Origin of the sequence: Pseudomonas sp. PICF6 (assembly GCF_009831705.1) — a bacterium.
GTDB classification, from domain to species: Bacteria; Pseudomonadota; Gammaproteobacteria; order Pseudomonadales; family Pseudomonadaceae; genus Aquipseudomonas; species Aquipseudomonas rhizophila.
This window is the reverse complement of sequence record NZ_WUUD01000033.1, coordinates 136,530-153,352: the sequence shown is the minus strand read 5'-3', so window position 1 is coordinate 153,352 and position 16,823 is coordinate 136,530. Positions and strand designations below refer to the sequence as shown.

The 16,823-nt window shown below is 61.6% G+C and carries 17 protein-coding genes; 7 read left to right on the top strand and 10 right to left on the bottom strand.

Annotated elements, in window-relative coordinates; translation table 11 throughout:
• Positions 1–347: 347 nt before the first annotated feature.
• Positions 348–1,451 (top strand): GlxA family transcriptional regulator, encoded by a 1,104-nt coding sequence (locus tag GSM73_RS23430; protein ID WP_047230369.1) that lies wholly within the window; start codon positions 348–350, stop codon positions 1,449–1,451.
• 96 nt (positions 1,452–1,547) lie between these two features.
• On the opposite strand, the gene GSM73_RS23425 is transcribed toward GSM73_RS23430, so the two are convergent.
• From GSM73_RS23425 to choX, 6 genes are all read right to left on the bottom strand, one after another.
• Entirely contained in the window at positions 1,548–1,811 is a 264-nt protein-coding gene (locus GSM73_RS23425; protein ID WP_047230370.1) for a hypothetical protein, read from the bottom strand.
• 379 nt (positions 1,812–2,190) lie between these two features.
• Positions 2,191–3,354 (bottom strand): gamma-butyrobetaine dioxygenase, encoded by a 1,164-nt coding sequence (locus GSM73_RS23420; RefSeq protein WP_160893957.1) that lies wholly within the window; start codon positions 3,352–3,354, stop codon positions 2,191–2,193.
• A 20-nt stretch (positions 3,355–3,374) separates the two neighbouring features.
• Positions 3,375–3,851 (bottom strand): thioesterase family protein, encoded by a 477-nt coding sequence (locus GSM73_RS23415; RefSeq protein WP_047230372.1) that lies wholly within the window; start codon positions 3,849–3,851, stop codon positions 3,375–3,377.
• A 162-nt stretch (positions 3,852–4,013) separates the two neighbouring features.
• On the bottom strand, positions 4,014–4,979 hold the full coding sequence (locus GSM73_RS23410; RefSeq protein WP_047230373.1) for an L-carnitine dehydrogenase: 966 nt from the start codon (positions 4,977–4,979) through the stop codon (positions 4,014–4,016).
• Between the two features lie 142 nt (positions 4,980–5,121).
• On the bottom strand, positions 5,122–6,009 hold the full coding sequence (locus GSM73_RS23405) for a 3-keto-5-aminohexanoate cleavage protein (protein ID WP_076383396.1): 888 nt from the start codon (positions 6,007–6,009) through the stop codon (positions 5,122–5,124).
• Positions 6,010–6,081: 72 nt separating this feature from the next.
• Positions 6,082–7,026 (bottom strand): choline ABC transporter substrate-binding protein, encoded by a 945-nt coding sequence (gene choX, locus GSM73_RS23400; RefSeq protein ID WP_047230375.1) that lies wholly within the window; start codon positions 7,024–7,026, stop codon positions 6,082–6,084.
• Between the two features lie 168 nt (positions 7,027–7,194).
• Here choX and GSM73_RS23395 point away from each other — a divergent pair, with 168 nt between their 5' ends.
• Positions 7,195–8,154, top strand: coding sequence for a GlxA family transcriptional regulator (locus GSM73_RS23395; protein WP_047230376.1), 960 nt, complete (start codon positions 7,195–7,197; stop codon positions 8,152–8,154).
• Positions 8,155–8,422: 268 nt separating this feature from the next.
• Here the strand turns inward: GSM73_RS23395 and GSM73_RS23390 are convergent, their stop codons facing one another.
• The 4 genes from GSM73_RS23390 to GSM73_RS23375 all read right to left on the bottom strand — a co-directional run bounded on the left by GSM73_RS23390 (position 8,423) and on the right by GSM73_RS23375 (position 9,939).
• Positions 8,423–8,839, bottom strand: coding sequence for a DUF3010 family protein (locus tag GSM73_RS23390; protein WP_047230377.1), 417 nt, complete (start codon positions 8,837–8,839; stop codon positions 8,423–8,425).
• Positions 8,840–8,871: 32 nt separating this feature from the next.
• On the bottom strand, positions 8,872–9,198 hold the full coding sequence (locus GSM73_RS23385; RefSeq protein ID WP_076383397.1) for a helix-turn-helix domain-containing protein: 327 nt from the start codon (positions 9,196–9,198) through the stop codon (positions 8,872–8,874).
• Positions 9,182–9,436, bottom strand: coding sequence for a type II toxin-antitoxin system RelE/ParE family toxin (locus GSM73_RS23380; RefSeq protein ID WP_047230379.1), 255 nt, complete (start codon positions 9,434–9,436; stop codon positions 9,182–9,184). The genes GSM73_RS23385 and GSM73_RS23380 overlap by 17 nt, the downstream gene beginning before the upstream one ends.
• 101 nt (positions 9,437–9,537) lie before the next feature.
• A complete protein-coding gene (locus tag GSM73_RS23375) occupies positions 9,538–9,939 on the bottom strand; it encodes a lysozyme inhibitor LprI family protein (RefSeq protein WP_076383398.1) in 402 nt (133 codons plus the stop codon).
• A gap of 235 nt (positions 9,940–10,174) precedes the next feature.
• Here GSM73_RS23375 and GSM73_RS23370 point away from each other — a divergent pair, with 235 nt between their 5' ends.
• The 5 genes from GSM73_RS23370 to GSM73_RS23350 form a co-directional block, all read left to right on the top strand.
• Positions 10,175–11,152: a dipeptidase gene (locus tag GSM73_RS23370; RefSeq protein WP_047230381.1), complete on the top strand. Its 978-nt coding sequence runs from the start codon at positions 10,175–10,177 to the stop codon at positions 11,150–11,152.
• A 78-nt stretch (positions 11,153–11,230) separates the two neighbouring features.
• Positions 11,231–11,761, top strand: a complete 531-nt coding sequence (locus tag GSM73_RS23365) for a 4-vinyl reductase (protein ID WP_003177589.1) — start codon at positions 11,231–11,233, stop codon at positions 11,759–11,761.
• 15 nt (positions 11,762–11,776) lie between these two features.
• Positions 11,777–13,837 carry a dimethylglycine demethylation protein DgcA gene (gene dgcA, locus GSM73_RS23360; protein WP_047230382.1) on the top strand — a complete coding sequence of 687 codons (2,061 nt, stop codon included), beginning with the start codon at positions 11,777–11,779 and terminating at the stop codon, positions 13,835–13,837.
• Between the two features lie 160 nt (positions 13,838–13,997).
• Positions 13,998–15,962 (top strand): dimethylglycine demethylation protein DgcB, encoded by a 1,965-nt coding sequence (gene dgcB / locus GSM73_RS23355; RefSeq protein ID WP_047230383.1) that lies wholly within the window; start codon positions 13,998–14,000, stop codon positions 15,960–15,962.
• Positions 15,962–16,823: electron transfer flavoprotein subunit alpha/FixB family protein (locus GSM73_RS23350; protein WP_256677072.1), on the top strand; the 862-nt coding region annotated here is incomplete at its 3' end. The genes dgcB and GSM73_RS23350, both read left to right, overlap by 1 nt.

The following is a 16,823-nucleotide window of genomic DNA, read 5'->3' as shown; positions in this document are numbered from 1 at the left end:
CGGACCCACCGCTGTTCGTCCCTCGACCGTTCGTCATTCGCACCTGTGGTGATACCGGTTGCGCAGGTGGCGCAGCCCAGTTCCCACAAGTGCTACCGTTCTGCTCACGGCCAACGGTGGCGGGTGCCTGCCGCCCCTGATGGCACCTATAACCCACACTCATTGCGTGCCTTATTTAGACTGGCCGCAATGTCGTTTTCAGGATTTATTGAACACGCATTCAATTTAGGCATGGCAATTGCTCTATCGATGCAAAGCCCGTCTCTTGCGTAGAGACCGAGGGCAACAACCAATAAAAAGAGCCTCCGCCTGAGGCCATCACTTGCTTTGTGTGAGGAGATACCGCGATGACGACGTCCAACTCAGGGGCCCAACCCCAGAACCGTGCGCCTCAATCCATCGGCTTTTTGCTGCTGGACAATTTCACGCTCATTTCCCTGGCGTCCGCGGTGGAGCCGCTGCGCATGGCCAACCAGCTGTCCGGTCGTGAGCTGTATCGCTGGACCACCCTCACTGTTGATGGCGGCCAGGTCTGGGCCAGTGATGGCTTGCAAATCACGCCGGACGCGGCCATGCACAAAGCGCCGCCCATCGACACCGTCATTGTGTGTGGCGGCGTGGGCATTCAGCGCACCGTCACCCGTGAACACGTGTCATGGCTGCAGAGCCAGGCCCGTCAGTCCCGGCGCCTCGGCGCGGTCTGCACCGGCAGTTGGGCCTTGGCCTGCGCGGGTCTGCTGGATGGCTTCGATTGCAGTGTGCACTGGGAATGTCTGGCGGCGATGCAGGAAGCCTTTCCGCGGGTATCGATGAGCACCCGTCTGTTCACCCTCGACCGCAACCGCTTCACCAGTTCCGGCGGCACCGCGCCACTGGACATGATGCTGCACCTGATCAGCCGCGATCACGGCCGCGAGTTGTCGGCAGCGATCTCCGAAATGTTTGTCTATGAGCGCATTCGCAACGAGCAGGATCACCAGCGCGTGCCACTCAAGCACATGCTGGGCACCAATCAGCCGAAGTTGCAGGAAATCGTCGCGCTGATGGAAGCCAATCTCGAAGAGCCGATCGACCTGGACGAACTGGCGGTGTACGTCGCCGTCTCCCGGCGCCAGTTGGAGCGCTTGTTCCAGAAATACCTGCATTGCTCGCCGTCGCGCTATTACCTCAAGCTGCGGCTGATCCGGGCGCGGCAACTGCTCAAGCAGACGCCGATGTCGATCATCGAAGTGGCGTCGGTGTGCGGTTTCGTCTCCACGCCGCACTTCTCCAAGTGCTACCGCGAATACTTCGGCATTCCACCGCGCGACGAGCGCGTCGGCTCCAACACCGCGCAGCAGGTGGCGATGATGCCGCTGCCACAGGCGCTGGTGCTGTCGCCATTGTCTGGCCCGTTGTCAGCGTTGAGCCAGGCACGTAATGAGTCGACGTTTGCCAGTGTGAGGCTTTAAGACCGAGGCGCCGTCAATCGCGAGCAGGCTCGCTCCCACAAGTTCTGTGATCGACACCGAATCACTGTGGGAGCGAGCCTGCTCGCGATAGGTTTTTCAGACGTTCTGGTTTTTCTGATACTCCGCCAAAGCCGGCAGCAGCTGCAGATCAATCGCCCGGCGCACGGCGGGCAGGATGGTGGCGCCGCTGATGTACATGTCCTTGACCATCTTGCGCAGTTCATTGGCGCGGGCCGTGTCCAGCCCGCGCACCGCACACTCGCAGGCCTGTTCGGCGGTGGAGCCGCTGGGTATTTGCAGCCCCAGGGCCTTGAGCTGGCCCAGCAGGTCTTCCTGGTCGATCAAATCGGCGTACATCATGACGCTTTTCCTTGTTCAGGGATTGGGGTCGTGACTCGATTCTGGTAGCCGGCCGAAGCGGCGGCAAGGGCAAATGGTCGCGATGTCATGAATGACTATGGGGGCGTCGTTTTCGGCTAACTTGCCCAGGCCTGGACTGGGCACACTGGCCCCAAGCTGAATCACGACGGTTTGGTCACCCTCGCGCAACAGCTCCTCCAGTAACGCAACTGCCCCGATCCAGTCACGGCTTGATCGGGGATTTTTTTGCCTGGGTGAATCAGAGGGTGATGGGGTGTTGGACAGACCGCTATCGCGAGCAGGCTCGCTCCCACAGGGGCTCTGTGTCGTGCACAAGGTCTGTGGGAGCGAGCCTGCTCGCGATGAACGATGACGCGGTCTACCGTTGCAACACCAGAATCTTCGACAGCAACTCATCGCGATCCACATAGCACCCTTGGAAATGTCGAGCTCCGGTGGCCGGGTCGAAGGCATTGCGGGCGTGCAGGGTACGGCGGTTGTCGAAACACCACAGTTGGCCGGGTTCAAGCCTTTGCATCAGGCGGAACTGCGGCTCGCGAGTCAGCGCTATGAAGCGGCGGTAGGCGCGATACAGCCTGGGCATCTGCTCGACCGAGGTGTCGAACGGCCCGCGCAGAAAGTTCGCCATGCGGATCTCCGAGACCTGTCCCAGGGCATCCAGCGCGATAATGGGCGCCAGGCAGCGGTAATCACTGTGGCGGTCCTTGTTGCGAAACTCCACCGGGATTTCACACAGCGCGGCAAAGGCCTCGGGGTCTTCCTGGCGCAGCGCCTCGGCGATGGCGAAACCGTCGACAAATAGGCTCTCGCCGCCGTCGGCGTCATTCACCAGGCAATGCAGAAACTGTAATCCTGGTTGCAGCTCCCGGGTGGGCAGGTCGCTGTGCAGTGGCAGGTTGAAAGCGGTGTAGGCGTTACTGTCGGCATCGGCCTTGGATTGCACGTTGAACAGCACGCCGAAGTTGCTCTGGCGGATGAACGAAATCTGCTGGGCGATCAGTTTCAGCGAGCCGGGTTCGGTGGGTACGCCGCGCACCTGGGTCAGGCCGATGTCGCGCACCGCCAGCAACCATTGCAACAACGTATCGGTGTCGTCCATCAGTGCCTGGTAATCGAACACCGGCAGTTGCAGATCGTGCCGCCAGAGCTGGCGCTTGGGCTTGCTCGCCAGGCGTTCAGCCCTGGACTGATCATCGTAGGCATGGGCACGCAGCCAGCCTGGGTCGAAACGGCTTTGGTGGCCGTCCTGCCAATCCACGCACAGGCAGCCTTCACTGTCGAGGCGGGTCGCGCCGGGGGCCAGGTCTTCAGGTACATCGACGATTTCCAGCACCTGCTCGCGGGTCACGGTGTAGACGCATTGCGGGCAGGGGCAGTTGTCCCGCAGCCACTGATGATGGAAGGGGCTGATCCGACCGTCGGCCCAGGTGACCCGCACCCGGTCGGTCAAGGGCGTCACTGCGGTCAATGCACAGATCAGGGGGTAACGACGGAAGTCGGCAAAAGCGGCGGCGGTGTTCATGGCGATCTCCTGTTCGGGTTTTATCGGGCCGGCGGCAATGCGATGACCCGGCCGATATAGGCCGGCGGCGACAGGTCGGATTGCTCCGTGAGTAGGGCTTTGAGCTTGCCCAGGGTCTGTTCCGTGAAGGGCGCCGAGCGCGGGCCGGCCAGGTCGACGTGCAGCAGCATCTGCTCGTTGCCGGCCAGTTCCTTATCGCCGCCGACCAGGTGCAGGCTGTGGTAGAGATGCAGGCGTTTGGCGTCGTGGCCGATGATCTGTGTACGCACCTCGACCTGGGCGTCGAGCTTCACTTCGTGCAGGTAGTTCAAGTGCAGTTCGAGGGTGAACAGCGAGTGGCCGCTGGCTTCGCGGTTCTGGCTGTCCATGCCCAGGTGATCCATCAGTGCGTCGGTCGCGTAGCTGAAGATCAACAGGTAATAGGCATCGCGCAGATGGCCGTTGTAATCGACCCATTCGGGGAGGATGCGGGTTTGGTAGGTGGTGAGGGTGGGCATGTTTCTGGTTCCGACAGTTGTGGTGACTGGGCTGGCGTTATCGCGAGCAGGCTCGCTCCCACAATGAACTTCTGGGTGAGACAGATCGCATTCACACCTCAAATCCTGTGGGAGCGAGCCTGCTCGCGATGGGGCCAGACCTGCTGATCCAAAAGCCAAGGTTTACTCGCTGAAGGCCATCCCATGCTTTTCTTTGGTGGTCTTCACCGCTTCCAGCACTGCCAGCAGGCAATCATCACGATAGCGCTCCAGGGCCGAGATGCTGCGGCTGCCCAGTTGCTCGCTCGTGCCGTCCACCACATCGTCGATCAGCTTGTCGGTCAGCTCCGGCGCCGGCAGGTAGGTCCACGGCAACTGCAACGCAGGGCCGAATTGAGCCATGAAATGGCGCATTCCGGCATCGCCACCGGCCAGTGTGTAAGTCAGGAACGTGCCCATGAACGACCAGCGCAAGCCGGCGCCAAAACGGATGGCATCGTCGATTTCGCCGGTGGTAGCCACACCGTCGTTGACCAGGTGCAGGGCTTCGCGCCAGAGCGCTTCGAGCAACCGGTCGGCAATGAAACCGGGCACTTCCTTGCGTACATGCAGTGGGCGCATGCCGAGGGATTCGTAGACTTTCATCGCCGCTTGCACCGCTTCGGGCGCGGTGTTTTTGCCGCCGACGACTTCCACCAGCGGCAGCAGGTAGACCGGGTTGAACGGGTGCCCGACCACGCAGCGTTCCGGGTGGGTGGAACCTTCATAGAACTCGCTTGGCAGCAGTCCCGATGTGCTGGAACCAATCAGCGCATTGGGCTTGGCGGCGGCGCTGATCTGGCCGTGCAGCTCGAGCTTCAGCTCCAGGCGCTCGGGGGCGCTTTCCTGGATGAAATCGGCGTCGCGCACGCATTCTTCGATGGTCGCGACAAAGCGCAGCCGATCCTGGGAGGCACCGGGTGCCAGGCCTTGTTTCTCCAGTGCGCCCCAAGCGTTGGCCACGCGTTTGCGCAGCGCTGCCTCGGCACCCGGCGCCGGGTCCCAGGCCACGACGTCCAGGCCATGGGCGAGGGCGCGACTGACCCAGCCGCTGCCGATAACACCGCTGCCCAGGGCGGCGAAGGTCTTGATGTCGGTGATAAAGCTCATGGTGATTTCCTGAAAGGGTTCGCTGATCTAAATGTGGGAGCGAGCCTGCTCGCGATGGCGCTGTGTCAGTCGGCACATCAGTCGCCTGTTTCACCGCTATCGCGAGCAGGCTCGCTCCCACAGGGGAAGGTGTCGGTTGGGTTTAGCCGCGGGTGGTCAGCCCCATCTTCTTGCGCCCCTCCGCCGGCGTGAGCACGCGCGCGCCGAGGCGGCTGAGGATTTCGCTGGCGCGCTCCACCAGTTGGCCATTGGTGGCGAGCACGCCTTTGTCCAGCCACAGGTTGTCTTCCAGGCCGACCCGCACGTTGCCCCCCAGCAGCACGGCCTGGGCGGCCATCGGCATTTGCATGCGGCCGATGCCGAAGCCGGCCCACACCGCGTCCGCCGGCAAGTTGTCGACCATGGCTTTCATGGTGGTGGTGTCGGCCGGCGCTCCCCACGGGATGCCCAGGCAAAGCTGGAACAGCGGGTTGTCCAACAGGCCTTCCTTGATCATCTGCTTGGCGAACCACAGGTGGCCGGTGTCGAAGATCTCCAGCTCGGCCTTGACCCCCAGTTCGGTGATGCGCTTGGCCCCGGCCCGCAGTTGCGCCGGGGTGGAAACATAAATGGTGTCGCCGTCGCCGAAGTTCAGAGTGCCGCAATCCAGAGTGCAGATTTCCGGCAGCAACTCCTCGACGTGGGCCAGGCGGGTCAGCGGGCCCACCAGGTCGGTATTGGGGCCGAACTCCATGGGATTTTCGCCGCCGCCGATCTCCAGATCGCCGCCCATGCCGGCGGTGAGGTTGACGATGATGTCCACGTCCGCCTCTCTGATGCGTTCCATCACTTCGCGGTACAGCGCCACGTCACGGCTGAACTTGCCGGTCTGCGGATCGCGAACGTGGCAGTGGACCACCGTGGCGCCGGCCTTGGCGGCCTCGACGGCGGCTGCGGCGATCTGTTTCGGGGTGACCGGCACGTGTGGGCTTTTGGCGGTCGTGTCGCCAGCACCGGTGAGTGCGCAGGTGATGATGACGTCGTGGTTCATGGTGCAGGTTCCTTACAGGCGTGATGAGTCACTGCGCAGCCGATTGGCGCTGCGCAGATGGATGGCGTTTGTTCAGTTGCTGGTCAGTTTCAGGTTGTCGGCGGCAGGCTTGCCATCGAAGGTGGTGACGCCTTCGAGCCAGCGTTGCTTGTCTTGCGGATTATCCTTGAGCCATTGCTTGGCCGATTCGAGCGGGTCCTTGTGATCCAGCAGTGGCTGCATCATCCGGCTCTCGTCTTCGGCGGTGAACGTCAGGTTGCTCAGCAGACGGCTGACGTTCGGGCATTTTTGCGCGTAGTCCGGCGCGGTGACGGTCCATACGGTGGCCATGCCTTCGTTCGGGCCGAGGGCGTCTTCGCTGCCGGTGAGGTAGGTCATTTGCACGTTGACGTTCATCGGGTGCGGCGCCCAGCCGAAGAACACCACGGCTTCCTTGCGCCGCACGGCGCGGTCCACGGCGGCGAGCATGCCGGCTTCGCTGGATTCCACCAGTTGGAATTTGCCCAGGCCGAACTGGTTCTTGGCGATCATCGCCTTGATCTGGGTGTTGGCGCCGGAACCGGGTTCGATGCCGTAGATCTTGCCGCCCAGTTCTTTCTCGAATTTGGCGATGTCAGCGAAAGTCTTCAGCCCTTTGTCGGCCAGATAAGTCGGCACGGCCAGGGTGGCGCGGGCGTCCTTGAGGCTGGGTTGCTCCAGGACCTTGACCTGTTTGGCCTCGACAAACGGGGTGATGGTCTGGGTCATCAGTGGGTTCCAATAGCCCAGGAACATGTCCAGGCGTTGGTCGCGGATGCCGGCGAAAATGATTTGCTGGGAGGCGCTGGTCTGTTTGGTCTTGTAGCCGAGGCCGTCGAGCAACACTTGGGTCATGGCGCTGGTGGCGATGACATCGGTCCAGTTGACCACACCCAGGCGCACGTTCTGGCACGCGGCGGGATCGGCCGCCATCGCAGCGGAACTCAGGAAGGTGGTGGTGCTGAGTGCAAGAACGCAGGAGCTGATCAGTCGTTTCATGTCGGGTTCCTCGGCAGTCTTTGTTATGGGTTCCGGCATCTGCGCGCCGGTAATGCCAAGTTACGCAGCCAGCCCGCCGGCAAAACGCACAGCGGCGACTCGCTCTTGCACTGCAGCGACCTGTGGCGTATCAAGGACCGCACGCTACCCGCCAACCGAGTGCGCTACATGTCCCAGGATTTCTACTTCTTGTTGATGCCGGGTTTTTCGGCCATCGGTTTCATTTCGGCCATCGAACCGTTGCGGGTCGCCAACCGCTTTCGCGGTGAGTTGTATCGTTGGCATGTGTTGAGCGCCGATGGCGGGGCGGTGCTGGCAAGCAATGGCATGTCGGTCAACGCCGATGCCGCGTTGGAGCCATTGAAGAAAGGCGCGACCCTCTGGGTGGTGGCGGGGTTCGAACCGCTCAAGTTCGTGACCCCGGCGTTGGAGCGCTGGCTGCATCGGCTGGACAACGAGGGCGTCACCCTGGGCGGCATCGACACCGGCAGTGTGGTCCTGGCTGAGGCGGGGCTGCTGGAAGGCCATCGCGTAACCCTGCACTGGGAAGCGATCGAGGCGTTCAAGGAATCTTATCCACAGCTGAGTGTGACCCAGGAACTGTTCGAAATTGACCGCCGGCGCATCACCTGCGCCGGCGGCACTGCGTCCATCGACCTGATGCTGGACCTGATCGGCCAGGCCCATGGCCCGCAACTGGCGATTGAGGTCAGCGAACAATTCGTGCTCGGCCGCATCCGTCCGCGCAAAGACCACCAGCGCATGGAAATTGCCAGCCGCTATGGCATTCGCAACAAGAAACTGGTGCACGTCATCGGCGAGATGGAAACCCACAGCGAGCCGCCCCTGAGCACCTTGGCCCTGGCCGAATCCATCAACGTCACCCGCCGCCAGCTCGAACGCCTGTTCCGCCTGCACCTGAACGACACTCCCAGCAACTTCTACCTGCGCCTGCGCCTGGAAAAGGCCCGGCAACTGTTGCGCCAGACCGATATGAGTGTGCTGGAAGTGAGCATCGCCTGCGGTTTCGAGTCACCGTCGTACTTCACCCGCAGTTATCGGGCGAGGTTTGAACGGTGCCCGCGGGAAGATCGGCGGCGCCAAGGGGATGGGCGGGAGGTGGTTTGACAGGTTTTTATACTCAACTATGTTCGCGACTATAAATTACACCTGTCGCCATAATTGAGTATGAAAGCATGCGTTGACCACCGAGGCAGGGGGCAACGCCATGTTCACCGGCTCCAATCGCGACAAGCTCGTTCGGACCTCTGTGGGAGCAAGGCTTGCCCGCGACGAAAGCGGCGCGGTGCATGGGAGAGCGAGGCGCCTGTATCGCGGGCAAGCCTTGCTCCCACACACAAAACTGCCGCAAGTCCAGTGTTTGGCTGAAAGAGGCTTACTTCTTCACCAACGCCGAACACGCCGCCTTATAAGCCTCATGCTGATACTTGTTCAGCGTCGCGGGCAATGCGAAGTCGTGTTTCTTGTTCTGCGCATTGATGGTCTGCGGCGACAGCAGCGTCACCTCACAACCCTCAAGCAACTGGAAAACCCCTTCGATCTTGAACGTGGTCGGCCCGCCAGCGAACTCGCCTTTCTTGCTGCGCTTCTTGATGGCGATGCGGTCGATACCGTTATCCACCACGAACGCCCGGACCTGGGCGGCGAACGCCTTGACGTTGGCGGCCTCGTCATCATCGTCCAGGGCGATTTTCTTGGTATTCAGCGCGACGTGACTCAACGCCTGTGGATCCAGCGAGGCAACGGCGATGATCGCTTCGCTGCCTTTGATTTCGATGCCGCAGATTTTCATGTGAATTCCTTTGCTCGATAGTGGCGTGCAGCTTACAGCTCCAACTGATCGGCATGGATACCAAAGGCGGCGGCAATTTTTTCGCGAGTTGCCCGGCGAGGTTTGGCGACTGATTCCTGCTGGGCAAACGCCGGTTGAGAAATACCCAGGCGCCTGGCGACCTCATCCTGGGTCAAGTTCAGATGTTCGCGCCATGCACGGATGGGCGTGGCGCCGTCGACAATGCGGCTGACGACTTCATGGGGAATCAGATCGGGTTCCAGTTTTTTTTGCGCAACGTATTGGGCATACGGAATGACCACGAATGCAGGATTCCCGTTTGCGTCGTTTATGATCTGAATATCAGTAGGTACGTTCATCGCGTTTCTTGACCTCTTGAATGCTGACGACCTTGATCGCCCCGTCCCAATCGAACATGACCCGATAGCTACCCACCCGTAGGCGGTACGCGTAGTCATGGCCGACAAGTGCTTTGACATTCACCACGTCAGGCATCTCGGCGAGCGCCGTAACGGCGTCCCGAACCTGGGCCTGATGCAGAGAGTGCATTTTCAGAAGCTGCTTAACGGCCTTTCTGGTCCAGTGAATAGTGTTCATGGAAGAATATAAGTCTTTTATAAGATTTGCTAATCCTGACTTATATTTTCTCTAGGACCAACGTATGAACGGTGTCTGAATATTGCTCCGTAAGCGGCCCTTTATTCCTGCCCAATCGACTCCAAAAACTCCGACCGGTCATCACTCACCTGGGCCATGCAGTCGTTTTCGGCGATTTTGTAGGCTTCGCTGCCGGGTTTGGCCGGGAAGACGGCGATGGCGCAGTCGGCATCGCGTTGTTTTTGCCACAGTTGCTGGGCAACTCTGATTTTGCTGGTGATGTCGTTGAGCTGGGCCTTGTTGTCGGCGTAGAGGGTTTGCAGGCGTTCGTTGAGGCTCTGCAGGTTGTCGGCGAGCAGTTGTTCGGCGGCGGCTTTGCCGTAGGCCGAGCAGGCCAGGGTCTGGACGTCGTTTTCCACGGCGTCGCAGGGGTTGTGTTCGGTGTCTTCGGTCGCGTGGGCGACGGTGCTGATCAGAGCCAAAGCCAGGATGATTGATTTCATTGCGTTGCCGCTCGAGTCCAGTGAAAGCCAGTGATGCGGCGGATTCTGGCGTAAGCCTCGGGTAAAGAACAGACGGGTAGGGTGGCCCGCTCATAGCCCTTTGTCGTGGATTGACGCTTTCGGCAATTCCCCTGTCGTTTTTGCACCCGGTCGCCAATGCACCGAGGCATATGCTGGCCCCAAAGCGCCGGCACACGATTCGGCGCATGAATCGCTGACAAAAGGGGACTGCCTGATGAGCCCAGCCGAATTGCACGCCGACAGCATCGTTATCGACGGGCTGATCATTGCCAAGTGGAACCGTGACCTGTTCGAAGACATGCGCAAGGGCGGCCTGACTGCCGCCAACTGCACGGTGTCGGTGTGGGAAGGTTTTCAGGCCACCATCAACAATATTGTGGCCAGCCAGAAACTGATCCGCGAAAACAGCGATCTGGTGATCCCGGTGAAAACCACCGCCGATATCCAGCGCGCCAAGGCTCAAGGCAAGACCGGCATCATCTTTGGCTTCCAGAACGCCCACGCTTTCGAAGACCAGCTTGGCTACGTCGAGATCTTCAAGCAGCTCGGCGTTGGCGTGGTGCAGATGTGCTACAACACCCAGAACCTGGTGGGCACCGGCTGCTACGAGCGTGACGGCGGCCTGTCGGGCTTCGGTCGTGAAATCGTCGCCGAGATGAATCGGGTCGGCATCATGTGCGACCTGTCCCACGTCGGCTCCAAGACCTCCGAAGAGGTCATCCTCGAATCGAAGAAACCGGTCTGCTACTCCCACTGCCTGCCCTCGGGCCTGAAGGAGCACCCGCGCAACAAATCCGATGAAGAACTGAAGTTCATCGCCGACCATGGCGGTTTTGTCGGCGTGACAATGTTTGCGCCGTTCCTGGCCAAGGGCATTGATTCGACCATCGACGACTACGCCGAGGCCATCGAATACACCATGAACATCGTCGGTGAGGACGCCATCGGCATCGGCACCGATTTCACTCAGGGTCACGGTCAGGATTTCTTCGAAATGCTGACCCACGACAAAGGCTATGCCCGTCGGCTGACCAGCTTCGGCAAGATCATCAACCCCCTGGGCATCCGCACCGTGGGCGAGTTCCCGAACCTCACCGAGACGCTGCTCAAGCGCGGCCATCCAGAGCGGGTGGTGCGCAAGATCATGGGCGAGAACTGGGTCAACGTCCTGAAAGACGTCTGGGGCGAATAAAGCCGCCGCATCACTGAATCCTTAACCTGCGGCCATTAGCGCCGCAGGCATACCACGAATTTTCGGAGTTAAGTTTCCATGGCCAAAATCGCCCCTCAATTGCCTATCGAAGTCGACAGTGAAACCGGTGTCTGGACCTCTGATGCCCTGCCGATGCTCTACGTGCCGCGGCACTTTTTCGTCAATAACCACATGGGCATCGAAGAAGTGCTGGGCGCCGACGCCTACGCCGAGATTCTCTACAAGGCCGGCTACAAATCCGCCTGGCACTGGTGTGAAAAAGAAGCCGAATGCCATGGCCTGGAAGGCGTCGCGGTGTTTGAGCATTACATGAAGCGTCTGTCCCAGCGCGGTTGGGGCCTGTTCAAGATCCAGGACATCGACCTGGATAAAGGCACCGCCAGCGTCAAGCTGGAACACTCGGCGTTCGTCTACGTGTACGGCAAGGTCGGGCGCAAGGTCGACTACATGTTCACCGGCTGGTTTGCCGGCGCCATGGACCAGATCCTCGCCGCTCGCGGCAGCAAGATCCGCACCGTGGCCGAGCAGGTCTACGGCGGTTCCGAAGAAGGCCACGACGACGGCCTGTTCATCGTCAAGCCGTTGTAAGTCGAGGATCGCGCCATGGCTTTTGAAGCAATGTTCCAGCCGATCCAGATCGGCAAACTGACCATCCGCAACCGCGTGCTCAGCACCGCCCACGCCGAGGTCTACGCCACTGACGGCGGCATGACCACCGACCGGTACGTGAAGTATTACGAAGAGAAGGCCAAGGGCGGCATCGGCCTGGCGATCTGTGGTGGATCGTCGGTGGTTGCCATCGACAGCCCGCAGGAATGGTGGAGTTCGGTGAACCTGTCCACCGACCGCATTATCCCGCACTTCCAGAACCTGGCCGACGCCATGCACAAGCATGGCGCCAAGATCATGATCCAGATTACCCACATGGGGCGTCGCTCGCGCTGGGACGGCTTCAACTGGCCGACCCTGATGTCGCCGTCCGGCGTGCGCGAGCCGGTGCACCGTGCGACCTGCAAGACCATCGAGCCGGAAGAAATCTGGCGGGTGATCGGTAACTACGCCCAGGCGGCACGGCGTGCCAAGGCCGGTGGCCTGGACGGCGTCGAGCTGTCCGCCGTGCACCAGCACATGATCGACCAGTTCTGGAGCCCACGGGTCAACAAGCGTACCGACGAATGGGGCGGCAGCTTCGAGGGGCGGATGAAGTTCGGCCTGGAAGTGCTCAAAGCCGTACGCGCCGAAGTGGGCGACGACTTCTGCGTGGGCATGCGCATCTGCGGTGATGAGTTCCACCCGGACGGCCTGTCCCACGAGGACATGAAGCAGATCGCCAAGTACTACGACGACACCGGAATGCTGGATTTCATCGGTGTGGTGGGCTCGGGTTGCGACACCCATAACACCCTGGCCAACGTTATCCCGAACATGAGTTATCCACCGGAGCCGTTCCTGCACCTGGCCGCCGGTATCAAGGAAGTGGTCAAGGTTCCGGTGCTGCACGCGCAGAACATCAAGGACCCGAACCAGGCCACGCGGATCCTCGAGGGCGGTTACGTCGACATGGTCGGTATGACCCGTGCCCACATCGCCGACCCGCACCTGATCGCCAAGATCAAGATGGGCCAGATCGACCAGATCAAGCAGTGCGTCGGCGCCAACTACTGCATCGACCGCCAGTACCAGGGCCTGGATGTGCTGTGCATCCAGAACGCTGCGACCTCCCGTGAATACATGGGCGTGCCGCACATCATCGAAAAATCCACCGGGCCCAAGCGCAAAGTGGTCGTCGTCGGTGCCGGCCCGGCCGGGATGGAAGCGGCGCGTGTGGCCGCCGAACGTGGCCACGACGTGACCCTGTTCGAGAAGAAGGAATTCATCGGCGGGCAGATCACCACCGCTTCGAAAGCCCCGCAACGGGACCAGATCGCCGGCATTACCCGCTGGTTCCAGCTGGAACTGGCCCGGCTGAAAGTCGACCTGCGCCTGGGCGTGGCGGCGGACGCGGCGACCATCATGGACCTGCGTCCGGATGTGGTGGTGCTGGCCGTCGGCGGGCATCCATTCCTCGAGCAGAACGAACACTGGGGCGCCGCCGAAGGGCTGGTGGTCAGCAGCTGGGACGTGCTCGATGGCAAGGTTGCACCGGGTAAGAACGTACTGGTCTACGACACCATTTGTGAATTCACCGGCATGTCGGTGGCCGACTTCCTCGCCGACAAGGGTAGCCAGGTCGAAATCGTTACCGACGACATCAAGCCGGGCGTGGCCATTGGCGGGACTTCGTTCCCCACTTACTACCGCAGCATGTACCCCAAGGAAGTGATCATGACCGGGGACATGATGCTGGAGAAGGTCTACCGCGAAGGCGACAAGCTGGTGGCGGTGCTGGAGAACGAATACACCGGTGCCAAGGAAGAGCGCGTGGTGGATCAGGTGGTGGTGGAAAACGGCGTGCGGCCGGATGAAGAAATCTACTACGCGCTCAAGGAAGGTTCGCGCAACAAGGGCCAGATCGACGTCGAAGCCTTGTTCGCGATCAAGCCCCAACCGTGCCTGGAGCAGAGCGGCGATGGTTACCTGCTGTTCCGCATCGGTGATTGCGTAGCGCAGCGTAATACCCACGCCGCCATCTACGACGCGCTGCGGTTGTGCAAGGATTTCTAACGGCTTGCACATAGCCCTGTGGGAGCGAGCCTGCTCGCGATGAACGATAACGCGGTCTGCCTGAGGCACCGCGGCGCCTGAATCGCGAGCAGGCTCGCTCCCACAGGAACCGAGTAAGGCATCTCGACCTGCAAGACCTGAGGTCTTTGGGAGCTTCACCATGCTGAACACCCTTCTTCCTATCCTGCTGTTCGCTGCCCTGGGCCTTGCGGTCCTTGGCGCTTTGCGGCGGGTGAACATGTGGCGCCGGGGGCGACCGTCCAAGGTCGACCTGATCGGCGGTCTTTTCGCCATGCCCAAGCGCTACATGGTGGATTTGCACCATGTGGTGGCGCGGGACAAATACATCGCCAACACCCACGTCGCCACAGCGGGTGGCTTTGTGCTGGCGGCGCTGCTGGCGATTCTGGTGCATGGTTTCGGCCTGCAGAATCGCATTCTGGGCTATGCCTTGCTGTTCGCCACGCTGCTGATGTTCAGCGGCGCGATCTTCATTGCCCTGCGTCGTCGCAATCCACCGTCACGGCTGTCCAAAGGGCCGTGGATGCGCTTGCCCAAGAGCCTGTTCGCGTTTTCCATCAGTTTTTTCCTGGTGACCTTGCCGGTCGCCGGGATCTTGCCGGCCGACTTCGGGGGCTGGGTGTTGGTGGCGCTGTTGGGCCTGGGCGTGCTTTGGGGTGTGTCGGAAATGTTCTTCGGCATGACCTGGGGTGGGCCGATGAAACATGCCTTTGCCGGGGCCCTGCACCTGGCCTGGCACCGCCGCGCCGAACGCTTTGGTGGCGGCCGCTCAACCGGTCTCAAACCTTTGGACCTGAACGACCCCGCGGCACCGTTGGGCGTTGAGAAACCCAAGGATTTCACCTGGAACCAGTTGCTCGGTTTCGACGCTTGCGTGCAGTGCGGCAAGTGCGAAGCCGCGTGCCCGGCCTTTGCCGCCGGCCAGCCGCTGAACCCGAAAAAACTCATCCAGGACATGGTCGTCGGCCTGGCCGGCGGCACCGATGCGAAATTCGCCGGCAGCCCCTACCCATCCCTTGACGGCAGGGGTAAACCGGTGGGCGAACACAGCGGCAATCCACACCAGCCAATCGTCAACGGCCTAGTGGACGCCGAGACGCTGTGGTCCTGCACCACTTGCCGGGCGTGCGTTGAGGAATGCCCGATGATGATCGAGCACGTCGATGCCATCGTCGACATGCGTCGTCACCTGACCCTGGAGAAAGGCGCCACGCCGAACAAGGGCGCTGAAGTACTGGAAAATCTCATCGCCACCGACAACCCTGGCGGCTTCGCCCCGGGCGGGCGGATGAACTGGGCGGCGGACCTGAACCTGAACCTGCTCAGCGAGGTGAAGTCCACCGACGTACTGTTCTGGGTCGGCGACGGTGCCTTCGACATGCGCAACCAGCGCACCTTGCGCGCCTTCGTCAAAGTCCTCAAGGCGGCGAACATCGACTTTGCCGTGCTCGGCCTCGAAGAGCGCGACAGCGGCGATGTGGCCCGGCGCCTGGGTGATGAAGCGACCTTCCAGCTGTTGGCCAAGCGCAACATCCAGACCCTGGGCAAATACAGCTTCAACCGGATCGTCACCTGCGACCCCCACAGCTTCCACGTACTGAAAAACGAATACGGCGCTTTCGATGGCAACTACCGGGTGCAGCACCACAGCACTTACCTGGCAGAAGTCATCGAGGCCGGCGCCCTGAACCTCGGCCAGCACAAGGGCGACAGCGTGACCTATCACGACCCCTGCTACCTGGGCCGTTACAACGGCGAATACGAGGCGCCACGCCAGGTGCTGCGTGCGCTGGGCATCGAGATCAAGGAGATGCAGCGTTCCGGTTTCCGCTCCCGTTGCTGCGGCGGTGGCGGCGGCGCGCCGATCACTGACATTCCGGGCAAGCAGCGTATCCCCGATATGCGCATGGAAGACATCCGCGAAACCGGCGCCGAACTGGTGGCAGTGGGTTGTCCACAGTGCACCGCGATGCTTGAGGGGGTGGTTGAGCCACGCCCGATGATCAAGGACATCGCTGAACTGGTGGCCGACGCTCTGCTCGAAGACGCGGTTGCGAACAAACCAGCGGCTCCGGCCAAACGTGAACCTGCGGAGGTGCACTAATGAGCGACATCATCCGCCGCGACCCTCGCGCCGAGTGGATCGCCCGTAACCGCCTGCACCCACTGCACGCGGCCATGCAACCGGTCCAGCACAGCTGGATGGGTCCCAACGGTGTCATCCGCAAGAACGTTCATGGTGTCGGATTCATCGGCCCCAACGGCATCAAGCGTATCGACCGCAGCGGCGCCCAGCAGGGCGGCGCGACCAAGCGCACCGCGGCAACTGAAGTGCAATTGCCGCTGCATCAGGTGCCGCAACCGGCGTTTTATATCTGCGTGGTGCCGGACATGGTGGGCGGTCGTCTCAGCAGTCACGACCGCGATCTGCTGGGCCTGGCCCATCAATTGGCCGGTACCGACGGCGCGGTGCTGGCGGTGGTGTTCGGCGAGCACAAGGAAAGCACCTTTGCCACGGCCGGTGTCGACCGCTTGCTGGTACTGGAAGGCGAGGCGTTCAGCGGTTATTCACCGGAACAGCGAGTCCAGGGTCTGCGGGCTGTGGATAACCAATTCAACCCACGCCATTGGCTGCTGCCTGACAGCCGCACCGGTGGCGGCGAACTGGGCCGGCGGTTTGCCGCAGCCCTGGGCGAGCGCCCGGCCACACGGGTCTGGCAGGTCAAGGGTGAGGAGTGCATCGGCCGGGCCGGTGCCGGCCTGCAAGATTTGGCGCGGCCTTTGGCGCGGTTGATCCTGGCCGCGGCCGAATGCGCCGAACCGGTGAGCGAAACCCGCCACGAAGCCTTGCCGGTGGAGTTATCCACAGGCGTGGCCCGCAGCTTGTCGCGCATCGAAGACCTGGGCGCGGTGGCGGTGGACCCGGGCGCGATCCCGATGGCCGAAGCCGAATTCATTTTTTCCG

Bases quoted from the DNA above. Each gene is read 5' to 3' on its own strand.
- GSM73_RS23430 (WP_047230369.1), top strand. From the start codon at position 348: ATGACGACGTCCAACTCAGGGGCCCAACCCCAGAACCGTGCGCCTCAA.
- GSM73_RS23425 (WP_047230370.1), bottom strand. From the start codon at position 1,811: ATGATGTACGCCGATTTGATCGACCAGGAAGACCTGCTGGGCCAGCTC.
- GSM73_RS23420 (WP_160893957.1), bottom strand. From the start codon at position 3,354: ATGAACACCGCCGCCGCTTTTGCCGACTTCCGTCGTTACCCCCTGATC.
- GSM73_RS23415 (WP_047230372.1), bottom strand. From the start codon at position 3,851: ATGCCCACCCTCACCACCTACCAAACCCGCATCCTCCCCGAATGGGTC.
- GSM73_RS23410 (WP_047230373.1), bottom strand. From the start codon at position 4,979: ATGAGCTTTATCACCGACATCAAGACCTTCGCCGCCCTGGGCAGCGGT.
- GSM73_RS23405 (WP_076383396.1), bottom strand. From the start codon at position 6,009: ATGAACCACGACGTCATCATCACCTGCGCACTCACCGGTGCTGGCGAC.
- choX (WP_047230375.1), bottom strand. From the start codon at position 7,026: ATGAAACGACTGATCAGCTCCTGCGTTCTTGCACTCAGCACCACCACC.
- GSM73_RS23395 (WP_047230376.1), top strand. From the start codon at position 7,195: ATGTCCCAGGATTTCTACTTCTTGTTGATGCCGGGTTTTTCGGCCATC.
- GSM73_RS23390 (WP_047230377.1), bottom strand. From the start codon at position 8,839: ATGAAAATCTGCGGCATCGAAATCAAAGGCAGCGAAGCGATCATCGCC.
- GSM73_RS23385 (WP_076383397.1), bottom strand. From the start codon at position 9,198: ATGAACGTACCTACTGATATTCAGATCATAAACGACGCAAACGGGAAT.
- GSM73_RS23380 (WP_047230379.1), bottom strand. From the start codon at position 9,436: ATGAACACTATTCACTGGACCAGAAAGGCCGTTAAGCAGCTTCTGAAA.
- GSM73_RS23375 (WP_076383398.1), bottom strand. From the start codon at position 9,939: ATGAAATCAATCATCCTGGCTTTGGCTCTGATCAGCACCGTCGCCCAC.
- GSM73_RS23370 (WP_047230381.1), top strand. From the start codon at position 10,175: ATGAGCCCAGCCGAATTGCACGCCGACAGCATCGTTATCGACGGGCTG.
- GSM73_RS23365 (WP_003177589.1), top strand. From the start codon at position 11,231: ATGGCCAAAATCGCCCCTCAATTGCCTATCGAAGTCGACAGTGAAACC.
- dgcA (WP_047230382.1), top strand. From the start codon at position 11,777: ATGGCTTTTGAAGCAATGTTCCAGCCGATCCAGATCGGCAAACTGACC.
- dgcB (WP_047230383.1), top strand. From the start codon at position 13,998: ATGCTGAACACCCTTCTTCCTATCCTGCTGTTCGCTGCCCTGGGCCTT.